The organism is Pseudomonas sp. NLJ1 (genome assembly GCF_049486705.1).
Classification (GTDB): domain Bacteria; phylum Pseudomonadota; class Gammaproteobacteria; order Pseudomonadales; family Pseudomonadaceae; genus Aquipseudomonas; species Aquipseudomonas inefficax.
The window spans coordinates 5,243,536-5,264,923 of the sequence record NZ_CP137735.1 but is presented as its reverse complement, the minus strand read 5'-3'; the positions used below and the strand labels follow the sequence as shown (position 1 = coordinate 5,264,923).

Annotated in this window: 20 protein-coding genes and 2 pseudogenes; 10 read left to right on the top strand and 12 right to left on the bottom strand. The window is 61.7% G+C overall.

Going from position 1 to position 21,388, the window contains the following annotated elements:
* Positions 1-14 precede the first annotated feature (14 nt).
* Entirely contained in the window at positions 15-2,567 is a 2,553-nt protein-coding gene (locus tag R9B85_RS23770) for a bifunctional diguanylate cyclase/phosphodiesterase (protein ID WP_207877994.1), read from the bottom strand.
* Between the two features lie 547 nt (positions 2,568-3,114).
* Here R9B85_RS23770 and R9B85_RS23765 point away from each other — a divergent pair.
* Positions 3,115-3,606 carry a GNAT family N-acetyltransferase gene (locus R9B85_RS23765; RefSeq protein WP_112253769.1) on the top strand — a complete coding sequence of 164 codons (492 nt, stop codon included), beginning with the start codon at positions 3,115-3,117 and terminating at the stop codon, positions 3,604-3,606.
* Positions 3,607-3,650: 44 nt separating this feature from the next.
* Here the strand turns inward: R9B85_RS23765 and chrA are convergent, their stop codons facing one another.
* Entirely contained in the window at positions 3,651-5,021 is a 1,371-nt protein-coding gene (chrA, locus tag R9B85_RS23760) for a chromate efflux transporter (RefSeq protein WP_423770634.1), read from the bottom strand.
* The gene (locus tag R9B85_RS23755) at positions 5,014-5,955 is read right to left on the bottom strand and encodes a chromate resistance protein ChrB domain-containing protein (RefSeq protein ID WP_375149137.1); all 942 of its coding nucleotides are present in this window, start codon (positions 5,953-5,955) and stop codon (positions 5,014-5,016) included. Before R9B85_RS23755 ends, chrA begins: the two co-directional genes overlap by 8 nt.
* A 406-nt stretch (positions 5,956-6,361) precedes the next feature.
* On the opposite strand from R9B85_RS23755, the gene R9B85_RS23750 reads away from it, so the two are divergent.
* From R9B85_RS23750 to R9B85_RS23735, 4 genes are read left to right on the top strand one after another with little or no spacing between them, the layout of a single operon-like run.
* The gene (locus R9B85_RS23750) at positions 6,362-7,771 is read left to right on the top strand and encodes a circularly permuted type 2 ATP-grasp protein (RefSeq protein ID WP_112253772.1); all 1,410 of its coding nucleotides are present in this window, start codon (positions 6,362-6,364) and stop codon (positions 7,769-7,771) included.
* A 3-nt stretch (positions 7,772-7,774) separates the two neighbouring features.
* Complete coding sequence (locus R9B85_RS23745) at positions 7,775-8,725, top strand: alpha-E domain-containing protein (protein ID WP_015270105.1); 951 nt, start codon at positions 7,775-7,777, stop codon at positions 8,723-8,725.
* Positions 8,722-9,501: a transglutaminase family protein gene (locus tag R9B85_RS23740; RefSeq protein ID WP_112253774.1), complete on the top strand. Its 780-nt coding sequence runs from the start codon at positions 8,722-8,724 to the stop codon at positions 9,499-9,501. Before R9B85_RS23745 ends, R9B85_RS23740 begins: the two co-directional genes overlap by 4 nt.
* A 41-nt stretch (positions 9,502-9,542) precedes the next feature.
* On the top strand, positions 9,543-10,262 hold the full coding sequence (locus tag R9B85_RS23735; RefSeq protein WP_112253775.1) for a proteasome-type protease: 720 nt from the start codon (positions 9,543-9,545) through the stop codon (positions 10,260-10,262).
* A 132-nt stretch (positions 10,263-10,394) separates the two neighbouring features.
* Here R9B85_RS23735 and aroE read toward each other — a convergent pair whose 3' ends face one another.
* The 5 genes from aroE to R9B85_RS23710 are packed head-to-tail and all read right to left on the bottom strand — an operon-like array spanning position 10,395 to position 14,233.
* The gene (gene aroE, locus R9B85_RS23730; RefSeq protein WP_112253776.1) at positions 10,395-11,213 is read right to left on the bottom strand and encodes a shikimate dehydrogenase; all 819 of its coding nucleotides are present in this window, start codon (positions 11,211-11,213) and stop codon (positions 10,395-10,397) included.
* Complete coding sequence (locus R9B85_RS23725) at positions 11,210-12,442, bottom strand: CaiB/BaiF CoA transferase family protein (RefSeq protein ID WP_112253777.1); 1,233 nt, start codon at positions 12,440-12,442, stop codon at positions 11,210-11,212. Before R9B85_RS23725 ends, aroE begins: the two co-directional genes overlap by 4 nt.
* Positions 12,439-12,894 (bottom strand): MaoC family dehydratase, encoded by a 456-nt coding sequence (locus R9B85_RS23720; protein ID WP_112253778.1) that lies wholly within the window; start codon positions 12,892-12,894, stop codon positions 12,439-12,441. Before R9B85_RS23720 ends, R9B85_RS23725 begins: the two co-directional genes overlap by 4 nt.
* Positions 12,891-13,289 carry a VOC family protein gene (locus tag R9B85_RS23715; protein WP_112253779.1) on the bottom strand — a complete coding sequence of 133 codons (399 nt, stop codon included), beginning with the start codon at positions 13,287-13,289 and terminating at the stop codon, positions 12,891-12,893. Before R9B85_RS23715 ends, R9B85_RS23720 begins: the two co-directional genes overlap by 4 nt.
* Positions 13,286-14,233, bottom strand: a complete 948-nt coding sequence (locus tag R9B85_RS23710) for a ketopantoate reductase family protein (RefSeq protein ID WP_207878006.1) — start codon at positions 14,231-14,233, stop codon at positions 13,286-13,288. Before R9B85_RS23710 ends, R9B85_RS23715 begins: the two co-directional genes overlap by 4 nt.
* A 93-nt stretch (positions 14,234-14,326) precedes the next feature.
* Here R9B85_RS23710 and R9B85_RS23705 point away from each other — a divergent pair, with 93 nt between their 5' ends.
* On the top strand, positions 14,327-15,238 hold the full coding sequence (locus tag R9B85_RS23705) for a LysR family transcriptional regulator (protein ID WP_112253781.1): 912 nt from the start codon (positions 14,327-14,329) through the stop codon (positions 15,236-15,238).
* Between the two features lie 59 nt (positions 15,239-15,297).
* Here R9B85_RS23705 and R9B85_RS23700 read toward each other — a convergent pair whose 3' ends face one another.
* Positions 15,298-16,437: a glutathione-independent formaldehyde dehydrogenase gene (locus R9B85_RS23700; RefSeq protein ID WP_112253782.1), complete on the bottom strand. Its 1,140-nt coding sequence runs from the start codon at positions 16,435-16,437 to the stop codon at positions 15,298-15,300.
* Positions 16,438-16,775: 338 nt separating this feature from the next.
* Between R9B85_RS23700 and R9B85_RS23695 the strand changes: the two genes are divergently transcribed.
* Together R9B85_RS23695 and R9B85_RS23690 are read left to right on the top strand one after the other, a co-directional pair.
* On the top strand, positions 16,776-17,021 hold the full coding sequence (locus R9B85_RS23695; RefSeq protein WP_252379312.1) for a DUF2790 domain-containing protein: 246 nt from the start codon (positions 16,776-16,778) through the stop codon (positions 17,019-17,021).
* Positions 17,022-17,052: 31 nt separating this feature from the next.
* A complete protein-coding gene (locus tag R9B85_RS23690; protein ID WP_133973362.1) occupies positions 17,053-18,069 on the top strand; it encodes an alpha/beta hydrolase in 1,017 nt (338 codons plus the stop codon).
* A 60-nt stretch (positions 18,070-18,129) separates the two neighbouring features.
* Here R9B85_RS23690 and R9B85_RS23685 read toward each other — a convergent pair whose 3' ends face one another.
* From R9B85_RS23685 to R9B85_RS23675, 3 genes and pseudogenes are all read right to left on the bottom strand, one after another.
* The gene (locus R9B85_RS23685) at positions 18,130-18,486 is read right to left on the bottom strand and encodes a cupin domain-containing protein (RefSeq protein WP_207878013.1); all 357 of its coding nucleotides are present in this window, start codon (positions 18,484-18,486) and stop codon (positions 18,130-18,132) included.
* Positions 18,483-19,076 (bottom strand): GNAT family N-acetyltransferase, encoded by a 594-nt coding sequence (locus R9B85_RS23680; RefSeq protein WP_243432278.1) that lies wholly within the window; start codon positions 19,074-19,076, stop codon positions 18,483-18,485. Before R9B85_RS23680 ends, R9B85_RS23685 begins: the two co-directional genes overlap by 4 nt.
* A 289-nt stretch (positions 19,077-19,365) precedes the next feature.
* Positions 19,366-19,467 (bottom strand): annotated as a pseudogene (locus tag R9B85_RS23675) (GNAT family N-acetyltransferase); the annotation flags it as partial.
* A gap of 72 nt (positions 19,468-19,539) precedes the next feature.
* Between R9B85_RS23675 and R9B85_RS23670 the strand changes: the two are divergent.
* Both R9B85_RS23670 and R9B85_RS23665 read left to right on the top strand, forming a co-directional pair.
* Positions 19,540-20,160 (top strand): LysE family translocator, encoded by a 621-nt coding sequence (locus tag R9B85_RS23670; protein WP_313854312.1) that lies wholly within the window; start codon positions 19,540-19,542, stop codon positions 20,158-20,160.
* A gap of 543 nt (positions 20,161-20,703) precedes the next feature.
* Positions 20,704-21,314, top strand: a pseudogene (locus tag R9B85_RS23665) (tyrosine-type recombinase/integrase).
* The last annotated feature ends 74 nt before the right edge of the window (positions 21,315-21,388 follow it).

Sequence of the window (21,388 nt, the reverse complement as noted above, 5' to 3'; positions counted from 1 at the left end):
GCCCCTGGGAAGCGTCATCGCGCTAACGCTACCTGGTCTTTCATCATTCCCATCAACGCTTCGTTTTCCAGCGGTTTGCTGAGCAGGAAGCCTTGTACTTCATGGCATTGGTCATCGCTGAGCAAGGCCAGTTGCTCAGCGGTCTCGACACCTTCGGCAGTGACCGTCATGCCCATTGCGTTGCCAAGATTGATGATGGCCTGGACAACGCTACGGTCGCTGCCGCTCTTGCCCAGGTGCTGCACGAAGCGCTTGTCGATCTTGATGCTGTCGAACGGGTAGGTACGCAGGTAGCCCAGCGAGGAGTAACCGGTGCCGAAGTCGTCCATGTTCAGGCGCACCCCCAGCTCCTTCAGCGCAAGCATGGTGTGCAGCGCGCCTTCAACATCGTTGAGCATGACATTCTCGGTAATTTCCAGCTCCAGGCGATGGGCCGGCAGCCCGGTGGCGCGCAATGCATCGCCGACGTCGCGGACCACATCGCTGCGGCTGAACTGGGCCGGGGACATGTTGACCGAGACCATCACCGCCTGCGGCCAGCCCCGCGCCTTGATACAGGCTTCGTGCAGCACCCAGTTGCCAAGCAGCACGATCAGGTCGGACTCTTCGGCGAGCGGGATGAAACGATCCGGTCGGAGCAGGCCCAGGCGCGGGTGCTTCCAGCGCACCAGGGCCTCGGCCGATGCGATCGAGACCCCATCGACCTTGAAGCGCGGCTGAAAATGCAGCACCAGTTCACCACGCGGTATGCCCTCGCGCAGTTCGCTTTCCAGCACACGCTTCTCCATCAATGCTGCGTTCATCTGTGCCGAAAAGAAGCGCCAAGTGTTCTTGCCCGCCTGCTTGGCGCTGTACAAGGCCACGTCGGCGTGCCGGATCAGGTCGCTCGGCGTACCGGGGTACTCGGCCGACAGCACTACACCCAGGCTTACCCCCACTTGCACGACATGCCCTTCGACCTGAATGGGGCGTTTGATCGCCTCGATCACACGCATGCAGAATCGGTCCATGTCTGCGTGATCGCCTGGCCGGGTGAGCACGACGATGAACTCGTCGCCTCCCAGACGGGCGACCAGATCACTGTCACGGGTAACCTGGCCGAGGCGGATCGCTACCTCCAGCAGCACCGCGTCGCCGGCCGGATGCCCAAGGCTATCGTTGATCGGCTTGAAGTTGTCCAGATCCAGCATCAGCAGCGCCACCTGGGGTTGGTCGGCGCCAGGAGCCGATTGCTCGAGGAAACGGAACAGCTTGTTGCGATTCGGCAGGCCGGTCAGGGCGTCGTGCAAAGAGAGGTGCTGGATCTGGGCATGGGCGGCCACTTCGTCGGTGATGTCGCTGCAAGTGCCACGAAAGCCGGTACAGACGCCCTCGGCCACGATCGCGCGAGAAGCGATCCTGCAGATACGCTGTTGGCCGAGATGGTCCTGGTACTGGCAGCGCAGCGTGCCGGAAGAGCCTGCCGCGGCCAGGCTGTGCAGGCAGGTGCGGAGGTTATTGGTATCACACGATAGCAACTCGGTGATCGAGCGCTGTCGCCACGCTTCGACGGGGTGCCCGGTGAGCTCGGTGAACCGGTCCGAAAGGTAGGTCAGGCGAAGCAGCACATCCGTTTCCCAGATCCAGTCCGACGCGGCTTCGGCCACGGCCTTGAAGCGCTCTTCGCTCGATTGCAGGGCAGCCCTGGACGTCATCAGGGCACGGTGGCTGCGATCGATCCTGGTGCTGGCCCGGATCGCATAGCGTGCAAACAATGCCATGCTCAGTGCGATGAGCAGTACCGCAATAGCCAAGGGTGCGATTACCGTCTGGATCAGTTCGGTGCCGGGTTGCGGTATATCCCACGTCAAGGCATGGCCGCTGCCTTCGAGTGGCAGGGCACCGCGCCCATGGCGCTGATCGGCCGAATCGACCACGGCCAGGCCGGACAACCCCGCCGACTGGCCCAGCGGCAAGAGCACCTCGGGCGAGAGAACCCGAATGAACACCATCACCGCGGTGGGTCCCGGCGGTTGGGCGGGCTGGGTCTGCGGGCGGATCAGCGCGGCGACGTACACCGCCGGCTGGCCACGAAACACGAGGTAGCCTGAAGACGCCTGTTCGTGCTGCGCTGCTTGACGAGCCTCCTGCAGGATCTTGCCAGCACTGGCGGTATGACGCTCCAGCCCCTGTTGGCTGAGCTTACCGTCCAGGATTGCGTACCGAGTCCCGTCATCATCGAGCACATATACACCGTCATACCCATCGGAGGTATAGAGCGTGGCACCGACGTTGTCCTCGTCGTATGCCCAATGTGTATCGACCTGCCCGCCCAAGTGATCATAGGCAGCCTGCCAGTTGGCATGGGTCAGCAGGAACGTCTTGTCATTCTTCTGTAACTGGGCCATGGCGGACCCAGCATAGAAGCGGCTTTGCTCCACTTGTCGGGCGTCCAGCGCCTCGGCGAGGCGGTAGAGGGAGAACAGCCCCAGCAGCAGGGCCAACAGCAGAATCAGGGAAAACACCACGATCAATTGCCCGACCACATTTCTACGGGTCGACATTTCATTGTCAGCAGAGACGTCCATTGGTTCATCTTCGCGGCCTAGGGTCTTCCAGTTGACCGGGCAGCAGGATTGGAGGTCGATGGAGCTGACGACCGGCAAGCCGGCTCCCGCAGGAATATATTCCTGTGGGAGCAACTGTCTTGGGTATCTCTTCAGCCAGCACTGGCCCTTGTAGGAGCGGCCTTGTGTCGCGATGGGCCGCGCAGCGGCCCCGACAATCTTTGCTGCGAAGCTGAAAACCTGGGGCCGCTTCGCGCCCCATCGCGACACAAGGCCGCTCCTACAGGTGTTTGCACATGGCTTGAGGCCGGAGTGGTCGAGGTGGTGCAGCTTGCCGGCGATGAGGCCGGGACTGACTACAGCGCTTTGGATCGCTGTCCGGGGTCGAGTGTGGTCAGCCGTAACCTGCGGCCAGTAAGGAAATCCCCTGTCTCGCCCTACAGTGAACGCTCGACACAATCGAATCCATCCGTCTGGCCGGCGCAGGCATTGAACCAAGCCATTGCAAGCAAGCCTGAAGGTGCCATAGGCTGCTTCCCATGAATCGGCCACTGACACTGGATAAACGATGATCGAACTACAAGGACGTGCAGAATTTTCAGGCTTGGAGTGCCGGCCCGTCGGGCCCGCTGACGCAGAAATGATCTGCTCGCATCGCCAGGAGATGTTTCTTGAGGCAGGTGGCGACCCTGAAAAACTGCTAACCATGACTCAGCACTTTCGCCCATGGTTGGAGGAGCGGCTCGGTGACGGTCGGTATTACGGTTTCAAGCTCCTGGATGGCGACCAACCGGTCGCAGCCATTGGCCTGATGAGCATTGACTGGCCTCCCCATCCATCGCACCCGACCGTAGACAAGCGTGGGTACGTGCTGAATGTGTTCGTCCAGCCGGCCTACCGGCGCCGCGGCCTGGCGTCGGCCTTGATGCAGGCTGCCGACGCCGAGTTCGCTCGCCGAGGTATCACCTTCGCTGTCCTGCACGCCACCGAAACGGGTAAACCGGTCTATGAGCAAGCCGGCTGGACGGGTACGTCGGAAATGGCCAAGCCCATTACCTGATGGTTACCGCTATCGGCCGAAGGCGGACATGGAAAGAACCGGTATCAACCACGCAACACATGGACCGCCACACCGGCCAAGGCGCAGCTGAACAGTACCTGGATCACGCCACGCCTGAAGCGGAACAGGGCCACGGCGGCAGCAACGGCGATCAGCGCCGAAGGCCAGTCGAACGCCCCGCTGAAACCGTTTGGCCAGAGCACGTGGTAGCCGAAGAACATGGCAAGGTTCAGGATCACCCCCACGACTGCGGCCGTGATCCCCGTCAGCGGTGCAGTGAACTTCATCTCGTTGTGGGTCGACTCCACCAACGGGCCGCCGGCCAGGATGAACAGGAACGATGGCAAGAAGGTGAACCAGGTGACGAGGCTCGCCGCGACTGCACCGGCCAGGAACGGGGTTTGCTCACCGAACATCGGATGCACATAGCCACCGACAAAGCCGACGAAGGCTACCACCATGATCAATGGCCCTGGCGTGGTTTCTCCCAAGGCAAGGCCATCGATCATCTGGGTGGGTGACAGCCAGCCATAATGCCCGACGGCACCTTGATAGACGTAGGGCAGCACGGCGTAGGCCCCACCAAAGGTCAGCAGTGCGGCCTTGGTGAAGAACCAGCCCATTTGCGTCAGGGTGCCGGCCCAGCCAAATGTCAGGGTCAGCAGCCCCATGGGCAAGGTCCAGAGGACTGCGCCGATCAGGGCCAGACGCAGCAAATGCCCGCCCCGAAAACGCGCATGCTCAGGTGTTGGTGTGTCGTCGTCGATCAGGGCCGGGCCGTAGCTGTTCCTGGCAGCCCCGTGACCACCACCAACCACGAACTTGTCGGGGGCGACGCGACCGCCCACATAGCCAATGATACCGGCGACCAGCACGATCAGCGGGAACGGCACATCGAGGGCGAAGATGGCCACGAACGACGCTGCGGCCATGGCCCACAGCCAGCCGTTCTTCAACGCGCGCGAGCCGATGCGGTGAGCCGCGTGGACGACAATCGCCGTTACTGCAGGCTTGATGCCGTAGAAGATACCTGCCACCACCGGGACCTCGCCAAAGGCGATGTAGACCCAGGACAAGCCAATCAGGATGAACAGCGAGGGCAATACGAACAATGCGCCGGCAATTACCCCACCCCAGGAGCGGTGCATGAGCCAACCGATGTAGGTGGCCAGCTGCTGTGCCTCGGGGCCTGGCAACAACATGCAGTAGTTCAGCGCATGCAGGAACCGCTTCTCGCTGATCCAGCGCCGGCGCTCGACCAGCTCCTGGTGCATGATCGAGATCTGCCCGGCAGGCCCACCAAAACTGATGAAGCCCAGCTTGAGCCAGAACAGGAATGCTTCGAACAGTCCGATCGGTCGCTGAACCGCTTGCGATGGTGGCTGTTCGCCGACTGCCGAGGTGCTATCAACCATTTTGCGCTTCCTCACTCGCGAAAGCCGTCAGCAGGCCATCGAAGATGCCCCCGGCGACCCTTGTCAATTGATCGTCATCGCCAATGCTTTGCCTCAAGCCCGCGAGGACACGTTCGATGCCTGGTGCTTCGGAGGGTTGGTTGCCTCCCACATCCAGGTAGTGAATGACAGCGGCCAGGCGTGCCAGGCCTGGCTGCTGTACGGCAAAGCTCTCGATGAGGGTTTCGAACGACACCCGCTGCCCGACATGGCTGAACCTGGCCCCATCAAAATCGAAGCCCAGCGCATCGCCCGGGCAGTCTTCAGGGCTGTCCAACCAGATGAATCTGGCCTCGGCATCGATGAAGCGGCGAATCAGCCAGGCACAGGCCAGCCGATCCACCCATGGGCGCTTGCGGGTGGCCCAAGTGCGGCCCTGGTAGTCGTTGCGTTCCAGTCGGACGATGGCCTCATCGTGGGCACTCGGCTCATCGCAAGACAATGCGCGGCCAATCGCAGCTTCGAGCTCCTGCAGCGCCGAGTCGGTTCGCGCCTTGGGCTCGCCCGGGAAAAAATCGATCGCCGCCAACTGGCTGAAAGCCTTCCTGAGCTTGCGCACCAGCCGTGCTGCCTGTAGCGCATTGTCTGGCACCAGCTCAGCCCTGCAGCCGGCAATTTCTTCCATCAGCCTGGCGTACTCGTCACTCCTGTCGAACAGCCTGCTGAAGCGCTCCTCACGCTCAGGCAGCGACAGGAGAAATGCCGTGCCGTTGATGGCCAGCACATCACGCTCGACCGCTTCGAAAACTTCCCGCCCCGCACACTGTTCGGGCAACAGGTAAACACCATCCCTCAGCACTGCAGCGCCCGAGGCCTTCAGGCTTCTCCAGGCACGCATGCGCTCGGTGGCATTGGCCGTCGGCAAACCGAGAATCAGTAGCGACCAATCGATCATGTAGAAAGCTCAACATAATATGTTTACTTCTCTACATTAAATGAATATTGGCTAAAATCAACAGCTATGCATCCAGGCGCGGATGGGCTCGCTCCAATTCGGGCCAAAAGTTGCAGCCCGGAGCATGACGCGCCTTTTTTTGAGGCACGGCTGCGCGCTGAGCAGTTGTTGAATGCACCCGAAAATCTTGCAATTTCAATAATTTACTAACCCATCCCTGCTATTGCGCAGCTGCGCGGGCTTTCGGCACCTTCATTGCAACGGCCCCTTTGGTGCACAACGCACCAGCACTTGATCGGATTCGAGGCTTGCCACAGACACAGCACCCACCGACCCGCAAGGCCACACCCTGAAATACGTAGATGAACCGCAATGAAGCTGCCGGCAACGGTGGCAAGGAGTGGGTATGTCCCGGGCATTTTTCAATGAAATGTACGATACAAACGGAAGTTGCCGACCGCATTACCAGGAGTTCGCCCGCTGGCTGGCAAACACCCCGCTGGAGTTGCTGGAGCAACGCCGACGTGAAGCTGACCTGCTGTTTCACCGGGCCGGTATCACCTTCACCTTGTACGGTGACAAACAGGACACCGAGCGCCTGATCCCCTTTGACATCATCCCGCGCAGTATTCGCGCCAGCGAATGGCGCATGGTCGAGCGCGGCTGTATTCAGCGGGTGCACGCCCTGAACCTGTTCCTGCAGGATATCTACCACGACCAGCGCATCCTCAAGGCCGGCATCATTCCGCCGGAGCAGGTGCTGGCCAATGAGGGCTACCAGATCGCCATGCAGGGCCTGGGACTGCACCGTGGGCTCTATGCTCACATCGCCGGCGTCGACCTTGTCCGTGATGGGGATGGCAGCTACTTCGTGCTGGAGGACAACCTGCGAACCCCCAGTGGGGTCAGCTACATGCTCGAAGACCGCAAGATGATGATGCGGCTGTTCCCCGAGCTGTTCGCCGCCCAACGTATCGCCCCTATCGACCACTACCCCAACCTGCTGCTGGACACACTCAAGAGCGCCAGCCCACTGGACAACCCCACTGCCGTGCTGCTCACCCCTGGCCGCTTCAACAGTGCCTATTTCGAGCATGCCTTCCTGGCCCGGGAAATGGGCATCGAACTGGTAGAGGGTGCGGACCTGTTCATCCGAGACGAGCACGTCTACATGCGTACCACCGCCGGTCCTCAACAGGTGGACGTGATCTATCGCCGCCTGGACGACGATTACCTCGACCCGCTGTCGTTCAACCCTGACTCGATGCTGGGCGTGCCGGGGCTGATCTCGGTGTACCGCGCTGGCAACGTGGTGCTGGCCAACGCGGTCGGCACCGGGGTAGCGGACGACAAATCGATCTACCCCTATGTCGACGACATGATCCGCTTCTATCTGGGCGAAGAGCCGGTCCTGAACAACGTCCCTACCTGGCAGTGCCGCAGGCCTGCAGAGCTGTCCCACGTCCTGGCCCACCTGCCCGAACTGGTGGTCAAGGAGACCCAGGGTTCCGGTGGCTATGGCATGTTGGTCGGGCCAGCGGCGACCAGCGCACAGATCGAGGACTTCCGCGCCCGCATCAAGGCCCGCCCACATGCCTACATCGCACAACCTACCCTGTGTCTGTCCACATGCCCGACCTTCGTCGACAGCGGCATCGCGCCGCGCCACATCGACCTGCGCCCGTTCGTGCTGTCGGGCAGCGAAACCCGGCTGGTACCCGGCGGCCTGACCCGCGTGGCCCTTCAAGAAGGCTCGCTGGTGGTCAACTCGTCGCAGGGCGGCGGTACCAAGGATACCTGGGTGGTGGAGGACTGAACCATGCTTTCGAGAACTGCTTCCGACCTGTACTGGATGTCGCGCTACCTGGAGCGTGCAGAGAACCTTGCGCGCATGCTCGAGGTCAGTTACTCGCTGTCGCTGATGCCCCAGGCCGGCCGCAGTGACGGCCATGCCGAGCTGGCCATGTCACTGCTGGCATCCGGCACGCTGGACGACTACCGCCGCCGGCACACCGAACTCGATACCGAGCGCATGCTGCACTTCTTCGCCCTCGACGCGACCAACCCCGGCAGTATCTATTGCTGTCTGCAGGCGGCCAGGACCAATGCCCACGCAGTGCGTGGCCGCATCACCGCCGACATGTGGGAGAACATCAATGCTACCTGGATCGAGATGCGCAACATTGCCAGCAATGGCCTCGGCCGTTATGGCATCAGCCAGTTCTGCGACTGGGTCAAGGAACGCTCGCACCTGTTCCGCGGCGCAACCTCTGGCACCATCATGCGCAACGACGCCTACAGTTTCATCCGCCTGGGGACCTTCCTGGAGCGGGCCGACAACACCCTGCGCCTGCTCGATGCCCGCTATGAGATGTTCGGTGAGGCCTCCGAGGAGGTCAGCGATGACTCTGCCCGCGGCTATTACCAGTGGAGCGCCTTGCTGCGCGCGCTGACCTCCTACGAAGCCTTCAACGAACTCTACCGCGCCGCACCCAGTGCACGGCCGGTGTCCGAGTTGCTGTTGCTGCGGGTCGATGTGCCCCGCTCGCTGCATGCCTGCATCGAGGAGCTGGACCAGATACTTGCCAGCCTGCCGGGCAGCACCGGGCGCGCCGCCCAGCGCATGGCCGCCGAACTGAACGCTCGTCTGCGCTACACCGCGATCGACGAAATCCTCGAAGCGGGTTTGCACCCATGGCTGAGCGACTTCATCGGGCGCATCAATCAACTGGGCCAGGCGGTCCATCACTCCTATCTGGAGGTCGTATGAAACTGTCCATTCGCCACGACACTACCTACAGCTACGCAAGCGATGTCTGCAACAGCATCCAGTTCCTGCGCCTGACGCCACGCAGCAGTGAGCGCCAGCGCATCAACGAATGGCAACTGGACCTGCCCTGCAGGGTCAAAGGCCAGATCGACCCGTATGGCAACATCCTCCATGTGCTGACCCTGGACAAACCCCACGGGCATCTGGCACTGACCGCCAGCGGCCAGGTAGAGATCGACCCGGAGCGCGAGCAGGAGGCTGGCGAACAATCTCCCCTGCCATTTCTGCGCAGCAGCCACCTGACCCAGGCCGATGACACACTCAAGGCCTTCGCCAACCGGCACTGCGGCGAACACCGCGACCGGGCGGCGCTGGTCGGGCTGATGCAGGGCCTTGCCGAGCACATGCCATACAGCCCCGGTGCCACGTCGGTGGGCACCACCGCCATCGAAGCGTTCAACGGCGCTGCCGGGGTCTGCCAGGACCATACCCATGCATTCCTCGCCTGCGCACGTAGCCTGGGTATCCCGGCACGCTATGTCTCCGGTTACCTGTGCACCGAGGACGAGCAGCACCTGGCCAGCCATGCCTGGGCCGAGGCCTGGGTCGACGACGCCTGGTACAGCTTCGACATCACCAACCGCCTTACCCGGCCAGAGCGTCACCTGAAGCTGGCAGTGGGCCTGGACTACCTCGATGCCTGCCCGGTCAGGGGCGTGCGCCGCGGAGGTGGCGCCGAGTCGATGCAGGCCAGCGTGCATGTGCACCGCCAGTAACTGGCGCTGCATCCGTTCATAGAGCAATCAAGGGAAACAGCATGACCTATTGTGTCGCCATGCACCTGGCGGACGGGCTGGTCTTCATCAGCGACTCACGCACCAATGCGGGTATCGATCAGATTGCCAGTTTTGCCAAGCTGTTCGTGTTCGGCGTGCCGGGGGAGCGCCTGATCGTCCTTCAGACCGCCGGCAATCTGGCGACCTCGCAATCGGTGGTGAACCTGCTGCAGCAACGCACGCGGGGCCCCGGCCCCCACCTGTTGAACGTTGCCACGCTCTACGATGCAACGGTACTGGTCGCCGACACCCTGCGTGAGGTGGTCAGCCGTGATCGTAGCAAGCTGTCTGCCGGCATCGACCTCAGCAGCTCGTTCATCGTCGGTGGCCAGATAGCCGGTGGCCCCATGGGCATATACAACGTCTATGCACAGGGCAATTTCTTCCAGGCCACGCCAGACACACCGTTCCTGCAACTGGGCGAAAGCAAGTACGGGCGGCCGATCCTCGACCGTAACCTTGGTTACCACATGCCTCTCGATGAAGCGTTGCGCTGTGGGCTGATTTCGTTCGACTCGACCATTCGCAGCAACCTGTCGGTGGGCATGCCGTTGGACCTGCTGGTCTACCACAAGGACAGGCTGGAAACACCGAAGCGCCAGCGCATCGCCAGCGACGATGCCTATTACGAGCAGATACGCAGGCAGTGGAGCGACGGGCTTAAAAGACTGTTGGCCGAACTGCCACCGCCGCCCTACTGATTGGCAGGGGCCCCTGTGGGAGCGGGCATGCCCGCGAACACCGGCACAGCCGGTGCCAGGCACCGCGTTGGATTCTTCGCGGGCATGCCCGCTCCCACAGTAGATCGCTTGTGCAGCCCTCAGTTGCAGGGGCTACTCCAGGGGAATGGTCAGGCGATCGATCACGGCACGGGTTTCAGGCCGCACCCCGCGCCACCAGGCGAACGCCTCCGCCGCCTGCTCGACCAGCATGCCGACACCGTCGGCCAGGCGCGTCACCCCCTGCGCCTGGGCCATGCGCAGGAACGGCGTCAGGCCTTTGCCATACGCCAGCTCGTAAGCCAGCCGCGTCTCGCCGAGCACACCTTCAGGTAGTGGCGGCAGCTCGCCGGTGAGGCTCGCGGAGGTGGCATTGACCACGATGTCGAAAGACTGCCCCTCCAGCTCCTCATAACGGCTGATGCGCAGGCTTGGGTGATCCAGCTCGTTGCGCAGGGTGAGCGCCTTGGCCATGTCTCGGTTGGCAAGCACCAGCTCGCTCGGCCCCGCCTGCAGGAACGGCAGCAACGCACCACGCACCGCGCCACCGGCGCCGAGCAACAGTACCCGGCGATTGCCCAGCGGTTCACCGAGGTTCTCCTCGATATCCCGCAACAAGCCGATGCCGTCGAAGTTATCGGCAAAGATCCGACCCTCCTCGAACTTCAATGCATTGGCCGCACGCGCCAGCTGTGCGCGCTCGCTGCGCTGGTCGGCCAGTTCGAAGGCACGCAGCTTGAACGGCGCGGTGATGTTCATGCCCAACCCGCCATCATTGCGAAACTGCAGTACCTGGGCCTCGAAGCCCTCGAGTTCGCCCTCGAGGGCGCCGTACTCCAGGCACTGGCCGCTGGCCTGGGCGAACAGGCCATGAATCAACGGGGACTTGGTGTGGCTGATCGGCCGGCCGATCACTGCATAGCGGTCGCTCATCGTGCATCTCCATGGGTGAACAGCACACCGTCTGCCTGCATGGCGGTGATTTCTTCAGGGCTGAAGCCAAGCCCGGCGGCGACTTCGGCATTGTGCTGGCCGAGGTCCGGGGCTACCTGGCGGATCGTGGTGTCACAATCCGAAAAGCGGAACGGCAGGTTGGGCAGGCGCAAGGTACCGTAGCGCGGGTGCTGCTGCTCGATGACCATGTTGCGCGCCTGGATCTGCGGGTCGGCCACGACCTCGTCGATGCGCTGCACCTTGGCGCTGGGAATGTCGATGTCATCGAGCAACTGCAGGATATCGGCCACCCGGCGCGCTCCGACCCAGTCGCGAACCACGGCCAGGATTGCCTGGCGGTGGGCGTTGCGGCCATTGAGGCTGTGGTAGCGGCTGTCGTTGCCGAACCCGGGCGGGCCACCGTTGGCTTCGAGCATCGCGGCAAAGCGCTTCCAGGCGTCGTCGACCTGGGCGGCGATTACCAGGTCGCCATCGGCAGCGCGAAACACGCCGTACAGGGTGGAGGTGGGCATGTCATGGCCGGTCTGCTCGGGCAGGACGGTGCCGTCGGACAAGGTGTAGCACTGCACCGCGTATTCATGCATCGACACCAGCGTGTCGTACAGGGCCATGTCGATGTGCTGGCCACGGCCGCTGTTCACACGGCCCAGCAGCGCCGCATTGATCGCTGCCACGGCATGGATCCCGGTGTACATGTCGCCCAGGGAAATGCGCAGCAACGGCGGCGCTTCGCCCGGCACGCCGACCATCTGCATGATCCCGCTCTTGGCCTCGGCGATCAGCCCGAAGCCGGCACGGTGGGCATCTGGCCCGGTGTGGCCATAGGCGGAGATCGAGCAGTACACCAGGCGCGGGTTGCGCGCCGACAGCTCGGCGTAGCCCAGGCCCAGCTTGTCCAGGGCGCCGGGGCGATAGTTTTCGATGAACACATCGGCCGAGTCGGTCAAGCGCTGCATGAACGCTTTACCACGCGGGTCCTTCATGTTCACGCTGACGCCCTGCTTGCCCATGTTCAGCTGCAGAAAGTAACCGCTCTGCTGCTCATCAAGGGTAAACGCGTGCTGGCGGCCGGCATCGCCGTTACCCGGCCGTTCGACCTTGATCACTTCGGCGCCCAGTGCTGCCAGGCAGCGGCCCACGTAGGGCCCGGCCAGGAAGTGGCTATAGTCGATGACGCGGATACCCGCCAATGGCAATGCCTGGCTCATGCCTGCACCCTCCTCGGCACCATCAGACGGTGCTCGCCACGCTGCACGACTTCGCCGTGCTGGTTGATCAGCTCCGACGGCAAGACCACGATGCCCCAGCCCGGTCGGCTGTTGCTCGGGCGCATCGCCCCCACACGCATGCGCACGTGCAGCACATCGTCGACCTTGATCGGCAGCACGAAGTCCCAGGTCCAGCCCAGCGACATGCCCGGTACAAAGCGGTATTCGCACTGGGTCTTCAGGCCGTCGGCGATCGACAGGCCGAACAGGCCATGGGCAACCAGGCAGCCGAAGTGACTCGCGTTGGCGTATGCCTCGTCGACATGCACCGGGGTGTGGTCGCCAGTGAGTTCGGCGTAGGCCAGGATGCGTTCGCGGGTCACGGTGTAGCTGGGGCTGATGCACTCATCGCCTTCGCGGGCATCGTCCCAGTATCTTTCCACCACGCTCATGCCGTCACCTCTGCGCGTGGGTCGATCGCCAGTGCCTGGGCGACGCATTTCGCCGGCACTGCCTGAATGAACTCCACCGCCAGGCCGTCAGGCAGGCGCAGCCAGTTGCGGCCCTGGGGCATTTCGCTGACGCCGAAACGATGTGCGGCGGCCAGGGCAGCTTCGAGGTCCTCGCACATGATGCCCAGGTGCGCCAAGCGCCCTTCCGGCCCGGCAAAGTCCGGCTGGTGGATGAACTGCAGGCCACCGAGGGTCCAGTACTGCGCGGGCTGCTCGACCTCGCCCTGCATCTCGCGCATGGTCATGCCGCACACCTCGCTGAAAAAGCGGATGTGCCACTGGATGTCCCGCACCCAGAACGCAACGTGTTCAAGGTAGGCTTTCGGCTGGCTCATGGATGATTCCCCTTCTGCTGATCGGCCATGGCGCGCTCGATACCCTTGATGCAGGCCACCAGGGTCGCGTTGACCGGCGTAGCCACGCCATGGCGCTGGCCCCAGCGCACGACGGAGCCGTTGATGAAATCGATCTCGGTGACCGAGCCCTTTTCCAGGCTCTGCAGCATCGAGGTGCGAAAGCTCGCTGGCAGGCCTTCAGCTGCCAGACGCCATGCGGCGTCCGGGCTGGTGAGGCTCAGGCGGATGCCGGCCCGCTCGGCGACGGCGATGGCCTCGCTCACCGCTGCCTTGGCGGTGCTTTCCAGCAGTGGCTCGCTGTACAGCTGGCCATAACTGAGCATGGTGATGCCGCTGAGCGCGCCTGTCGCGACGTTGACCAGCAGCTTGTCCCACATGGTGCCGAGAATGTTGTCGCTGACTGTGGTGGCGAGCCCGGCGCCATTGAAGACCTCGGCAATGGCCTGCACTCGCAAGGTACATTGGCCGTCGAGCTCGCCGATGAAGGTCTGCTTGCCCGCTACACCGGCACGGATCGAACCCGGCGCCAGCAATACGCCACCGACGTAGGTCTTGCCGGCCAGTACCCGCTCACGCCCCACGGCCTCGGCCAGGATGTCTTCATGGCCAAGACCGTTCTGCAGTGACAGCACCAGCGTTTGCGGCCCGATCAGCGCCTTGGCACCGGTAATCGCCTCGCGGGTGTGGAACGACTTGACCAGCACCACCACCAGGTCGGCCACGCCCACGGTTGCCGCGTCGCAGGCCGCCTTCACCCTGACCTGCCGCTCGCCGCGTTCGTCCTGCACCCGCAGCCCGTGCAGGTTCATCGCGTCGACATGCGCACGGCCACGGTTCAACAGCCAGGTTTCGTGCCCCGCTTCGCTCAAGGCTGCACCAATGGCACAACCCAGGGCACCGGCGCCCAGAATGCAGATTTTCAAATCGCAGACCTCCTGTGGTTTGCGACTACCTTATGCAGCGGGTCTTATTTCGGCTATACAATGGGCTCAATACAGTTATTGAGTTTCGCAATAATGAGCACGCTCGATGCCTTGCCCGATCCAAAGCTGCTGCAGCTGTTCGATGTGCTTTACCACTGCCGTAGCGTGACCCGCAGCGCTGAACAGCTCGGCCAGAGCCAACCTACGGTGAGCATCTGGTTGGGGCGCTTGCGTGAAGAGTTGAACGACCCGCTGTTCGTGCGCACCCCTGGTGGCATGGCCCCTACCCCACGAGCAGACCAGCTGATCGGGCCCTGCCGCGAGGTGCTGGAGTCGCTGCGGCGCCTGACTACCTGGGAGCCGCAATTCGTTCCGGCCACGGCGCAGCGGCGCTTTCGCCTGTGCGTCAGTGATGCCAGCCATATCACCCTGCTGCCCAGCATCCTCAACCACCTGCGCACCCATGCGCCGGGCATTCGCCTGGAGGCAGCGCGCATCGATGGCAATACCGAGAGCGCGCTGGAGTCAGGCGAGGCGGACCTGGCCATCGGTTTTGTGCCTTGGCTGGGTGCGGGGATGTATCAGCAAGTGTTGTTCGAACAGGACTGGGTCTGCCTGAGCAACCCACGACACCCTCGCCTGGGCAAAGGCATGAGCGTGGCGCGCTACCAGGCCGAGGGGCATGTACAGATCAGTGCCGGTACCGGGCAGAAGTTGCTGGAGGCAGGCCTGGCTCGAGCCGGCATCGAGCGCAGGATAATGCTCGAGCTGCCGGCGTTTCTGGGGTTAGGCATGATTGTCGGGTCGACCGACCTGGTGGCTACGCTGCCACGGCACATCGGGCAGACACTCGCCGACATGCATGGTCTGCAGGTGCACGATTGCCCGTTTGCAGTGGAGGGCTTCACGGTCAAGCAGCATTGGCACGCGCGGTACCAGCAAGACAGCGGGAATCGCTGGATGAGGGAGGTAGTTCGGACCTTGTTTCAGGCAGGTGCCGGTTAGCACAGAAGACGAGCCCTTCCCTCGCCGAGCTTCCTTCCCTGGAAGCATCGGTGTACGGATCAAGCAGCAGGCTTGAGCACCACCTTCGTCCAGCCATCATCCCGCGCATCAAAGTGCCTGTAGGCATCGGGGCCTTCGGCAAGCGTCAAACGATGGGAAATGATCTGGGAAGGCTTTGCGCGCCCATGATGAATGAGCTGCGCCAGACGACGATTGTAGGCCTTCACGTTTGCCTGACCTGTGCGGATGAATTGGCCTTTGAACCAGAACGCTCCAAAATCGAAGGCCATCTTGCCCTGCTTCGCCAGCTCATTCTTCGCACCCGGATCTTCTGGCACGAACACACCCACGACGCCTATGCCACCGGTAGCCTTGGTTGAGGCAACCAGATTGTTCATGGTGAGGTAGTTCGCTTCATGACCATGCTTGTCGCAGCACTGGTAACCCACACATTCGCATCCACGATCGGTGCCTTTGCCATGGGTCAGGTTCATGATTTCCTCCACTGCCTTTTGCTCGACCGCGTTGATGGGGGTTGCCCCAAGCTGCGCGGCCAGCCTCAGGCGATCTGGCTGGTTGTCGATCACGAACACCTGGGAGGCACCCTTGATGATTGCCGAATAGGCCGCCATCAGCCCGACGGGGCCCGCTCCATAGATCGCAATGCTCTCGCCCGGCTGTAGGCCGGCCAGCTCTGTCGCATGCCAACCGGTGGGGAAAATATCCGAAAGCATGACGTAGTCGTCTTCACGCTCCTGGGCGTCCTCCGGCAGCACCAGGCAGTTGAAATCAGCGTACGGTACACGCAACAGCTCGGCCTGGCCGCCTTGATAGGGCCCCATGTCGGCAAAGCCGTATGCGGCCCCGGCAGCACCCGGGTTGGCAGTGAGGCAGAATCCTGTAAGGCCTTTTTCGCAGTTTTCACAGAACCCGCAGCCGATATTGAAAGGCAGGCTGACCCAATCACCGACCTTGACCCGGTCTACCCCTGCACCCACCTCGATCACCTCACCGAGGTTTTCATGACCGAACACGCGCCCGGCCTCGAACGATGTGCGCCCCTCGTACATGTGAAGGTCGGATCCGCAGATGTTGGTAGTGGTTATGCGCACCAGCGCGTCTGTAGGTTTCTCGATCCTTGCATCCGCGACATTGTTGACGGCGACGTCGCGCGGGCCGTTATAAACGATTGCTTTCATGCTGAACTCCCAGAAGTCAGGGGCGATGGAAAAGCGCCCTACCCTGTTGGGGTAATGGCCTTACCCCAAGTGTTCAGTGCCATACGTGAATAGCAGATCAGTGGCGCTAATCATCGTCGCTCCATGGATCTCGACTGACTCGCGGTTCAACGGGCCTAGCGTGCCGCCTATCCGCCAAGCGCAGCGACCGCCGTTCCGTTCAAGACTGCGGCCTTGATGCAGCGCGTCGATCGGCCCGATAACGGAAATATATTTTGCGCACTAACTATTATCGCGCAACATACCAGTCAGGCAGTAACCAATCGCTGATCCCCTACCCAAGCCAACGGAGCATGACCATGAACTTCAGCAAAGCAATCACCATCGCCACCTTGACTTTCGGCGCCAGCGTCAGTGCCTTCGCCCAGACCGCCTCGCCGTACCAGTACGGCATGCACCTGGACATCGCCCAAGTCATCGCCGTGGACGCCCCGGCCAACGCCACCGGGCACGCCAGTACCGCCACCCTGACCTACCGTGACAGCGACGGCAAGTTGCAGAAGGTCAGCTACCTGCGCCCGACCACCTACGCCAACCAGAACTGATCACCCTACCCAGCGCCCCAGGAGCTTGACCATGAAACTCTCCCGCCCCCTCGCCGCCGGCCTGCTCGCGCTCGCCGTCAACAGCGCCTTCGCCGCCGGTAGCCCCGGTGTGGAAACCACCACCCAGGCTTTCCTCCAGGCCCTTGAAGCCGGTGGCGGCAAACCACTGGAAACCCTGTCGCCGAAAGACGCTCGTGCCGTGCTCACTGGCGCACAGGCCAGCGTGAATGTGGACGTATCCGGCATCCAGGTCGAGCGCCGCACTATTGCTGTCGACGGGCAGGCCTTGGAGATCCGCGTGGTACGTCCACAAGGGGCGAAAGGCGAGCTGCCTGTGTTCATGTTCTTCCATGGCGGTGGCTGGGTGCTGGGGGATTACCCGACCCATGAACGCCTGATCCACGACCTGGTGCTCGGCTCCGGTGCAGCGGCCGTCTATGTCGACTACACGCCATCGCCAGAAGCAAAATTCCCCACCGCCATCAACCAAGCCTATGCCGCCACCCGCTGGGTTGCCGAGAACGGCAGGCAGATTGGCGTCGATGGCAAGCGCCTGGCGGTTGTCGGCAACAGCGTCGGCGGCAACATGGCGGCGGTTGTGGCGCTCAAGGCCAAGGAGGCCGGCACGCCAAAGCTGCGCTTCCAGGCCCTGCTGTGGCCGGTGACCGATGCCAACTTCAACAACGGTTCGTACAACCAGTTCGCCGAAGGCCATTTCCTGACCCGCAACATGATGCAGTGGTTCTGGGACAGCTATACCAGCGACCCCAGGCAGCGTGACGACATCCACGCCTCGCCACTGCGCGCCAGCCTGGAGCAGTTGAAAGGCCTGCCACCCGCGCTGGTACAGACCGCCGAGATGGACGTGCTGCGCGATGAAGGCGAAGCCTACGCCCGCAAGCTTGGCGCTGCCGGCGTACCGGTGACCGCCGTGCGCTACAACGGCATGATCCACGACTTCGGCCTGCTCAACGTACTCGGCCAGGTGCCCGGTACCCGCAGTGCGATGGACCAGGCTGCCCAGGCGATCAGACAGCATCTACAGTGATAGTGGTTCACGACCGGTGCGGCTTGGCCGCATTGGTCGTGGTTGCGTGCCTCGCGCCTACTATGCGTGCAAGAGGATCACGAAGTTCTTTTTCATGTCTTCCAGCACGGTCCATTTGCCCTTGGCGCCCGGTTCGATGATGAACGTGTCGCCAGCGGCCAGTGTTACGGGGGCGCAACCCTCAAGCTCGATGACGCAGCGTCCACTCAGGACATGGCAGAACTCCCAGACTTTGTAGTCGATGCGCCACGCTCCGGTGCTGGCTTGCCATTCTCCGGAAATGCGACCTTGCTGTTCATCGTGATAGTACTTGGACGTCAGCGTATGAGGGGTGCCTTCCACGACCTCTTCAAAAAAGGGCAGGTCGCGCACCGGTTGGATATCCAGTTCGCGGAACACGGTCAGTTTCTTGTTCATGGTTTTTTCTCGAGCACGTTGTGGGTAGGGCGATACATCAAATAGGCTTCACCGGTTACGCCCAGCATCGGGTGCGGAACGATCTGGCAGGTTTTAACAATCTGAAAACCGTGACGTTCGTAGAAGCGGCGTGCACCGTGGTTTTCTGCATAATCGATCAGGCATAGCCCATCCAGGCCAGAGTCCTCGGCGCGCTGCTGGGCGTGGCGAAGAAACTGGACGCCCAGCCCCTGGCTGCGCCACGCCTCATCCAGGGCCAGGCTGGAAATGTACAAGGTGTCGGGTATTTCCATGTCGGAATAAGGTGCGAGGACCGGGTCTGTCTCGACAGGTCTGTCAGGTGTCTCGCGCAAGGCATAGCTGTGCATCATGCCGATGACGCGCCCTTCGGAAGTGGCCATCAGGCAGTTCTTGTAGGAAAAGTCGCCCTGTTCCCTGGCATAGCGAGACGCACCGACACTCAGCAACGCTTCTCCAGGTGCGGCAAGCTTGCTCCATATGTAATCGGCCATGCCTTCCGATGTCAGTTGAAAGAAGCGCGCGATGTCTTGCGCGTCCGAGGCTTGAGCGGGTCTGAAATCGACAGGCATGTATAGTGCTCCCATGGGATCGGGTGGTCAGTTTTCAAGGATTACGCCTTTGACTGGGTGGCAGGGTAGCCGGATTGAACGGCCCCCATCATGCTCCAGGCGAACACCGTCAGCACGGCGAGCGACGCTGTCCCACTCTCGAAGTCACGTGGGGACGGTCTTTGCCCAGCATGTTTCGAAAATCACCAGCCATCAGGCATGCGCTGTACCTGTGGGAGCCGCGCTTGCCGGCGATGGGCCGCGAAGCGGCCCCGGTTACAGATGTTCGCTATGGGTCGAAAGCGGCGATTCAATTGGTCAGCCGCTTCTCCATCGGCTGATAGACCAACCCGGCAATTTCGCCCACTCCCCTTGCCAACGCAAAACCGTAACGTTCATAAGCTGCTACCGAAGGAGATGCGACTTTCAACAGGCAGCTTTTGAGGTTAACTTCCCTTCAAAATCACGCCGAGGCCATCTCCCTATGTCAATTGCTGACAACCTTCTTGCGTTCACCTTCGCAGCAACGCTGTTAACACTGACGCCCGGCCTCGACACTGCTTTGATATTGAGAACGGCCACCGTGGAAGGAAAGCAGCAGGCTTTTCGCGCCGCGCTGGGCATCAACACAGGTTGCTTGCTGTGGGGCGCCGCTGTGGCATTTGGACTAGGCGCACTGATTGCCGTATCAGAGTTGGCGTTCAACGTCTTGAAATACTGCGGTGCCGTCTATCTAGCCTGGCTCGGGCTGAATATGCTTTTACGTCCGCGTAAATCATTGTCGCCTGTCCAAGCGGCAGCAAAGCCAAGCCGTGACTGGTTCCTGAAGGGAGTGATGGGAAATATCCTCAATCCCAAGATTGGTATTTTCTACGTCTCTTTCTTGCCCCAATTCATTCCCCAAGGCCAGCCATTGATTACTTGGACGTTCGGCTTGGTAAGTATTCACGTGGTAATCGGGTTGCTATGGTCAATTATTCTGATCGCCGCAACCCAACCGCTGGCCGGTATATTGCGGCGTGAGAAGGTGGTTGCGTGGATGGATCGTGCAACAGGAATGCTCTTCGTTCTTTTTGCTGCTCGTCTCGCCTTCAGTAAACGTTAAGCCATTCAGTAAGGCGCCGGTGTATTGCCCGGAGGTTTACCCATGAACAACCTTCCGCGAAGGACAGCAATGGGGTGGATCGCGACCGTCCACCGTATCGAGTTCCCCTGACGCGAGGACAACCCATGAGCCAGCTCCCACAGGAATTTCATTAGACTTCAGACATGCGCTGTACCTGTGGGAGCCGCGCTTGCCGGCGATGGGCCGCGAAGCGGCCCCGGTTACAGATGACCTCTTCGGGTTGATAGCGGTCAGCTCGCGAATGGCTGTCAATGGCCCTTGGCTACAGACGGCAAACGGCAGCATTCGGCCCGAAGCGGACACTTGAGAATAACCGGCTTCGTGAGTGCGACACACACTCTGTGGGAGCGGGTTTACCCGCGAAGCAGGCGCCGCGGTGGATGGCACCGGCTGTGCCGGTGTTCGCGGGTGAACCCGCTCCCACAAAGTCCGCTGTAAGACGCAACGTCGGCTATGGGTCGGTTAGCGACCGTCCACCGTATCGAGTTCACCCTTGTCCTCTTCTAACGCGGAGGACAATCCATGAAAACCGCTACTACCTACACCCATCGCCCGTGGAACAAGGGAAAACTAATCGGGCAGAAAGCCCCGCTCCGACTTAAAGATATCTGGGCCATCCGGGTAAGGCTCCAGATCGCGGAGAAATCTAGGGATCTAGCGTTGTTCAACTTGGCCATCGACAGCAAGCTGCGAGCCTGCGACTTGACCAAGCTTCGTGTACGAGACGTAGCTCATTGTCGTCACGAGCGATCGTAATGCAGCAGAAGACTCATCATCCAGTGCAATTTGAGATCACCGAGCAAACACGTATGGCTTTGGAAGCCTGGATGCATCAGGCTCACCTCCGTAGCGAGGACTGTCTGTTTCCGAGTCGGCTACATGGTTCAGATCATCTCTCCACTAGGCAATACGCTCGAATAGTGAAAGCCTGGGTGACAGCCATTGGCCTTGATCCAGCGCTGTACGGCACCCACACGCTGCGGCGAACGAAAGCCTCATTGATCTATCGCAGAACCAAGAATCTGAGGGCAGTGCAACTCCTGCTTGGCCATACGAAGCTTGAAAGCACCGTCAGATATCTGGGGATTGAGGTCGACGATGCCTTGGAGATGGCAGAGCAGACGGAGGTCTGACCATCCAAAGCGACGGTCGAGGGTAGACCGTCGCTAACCGACCCATAGCAGCCGATAAGTTGCCGCAGCACCTT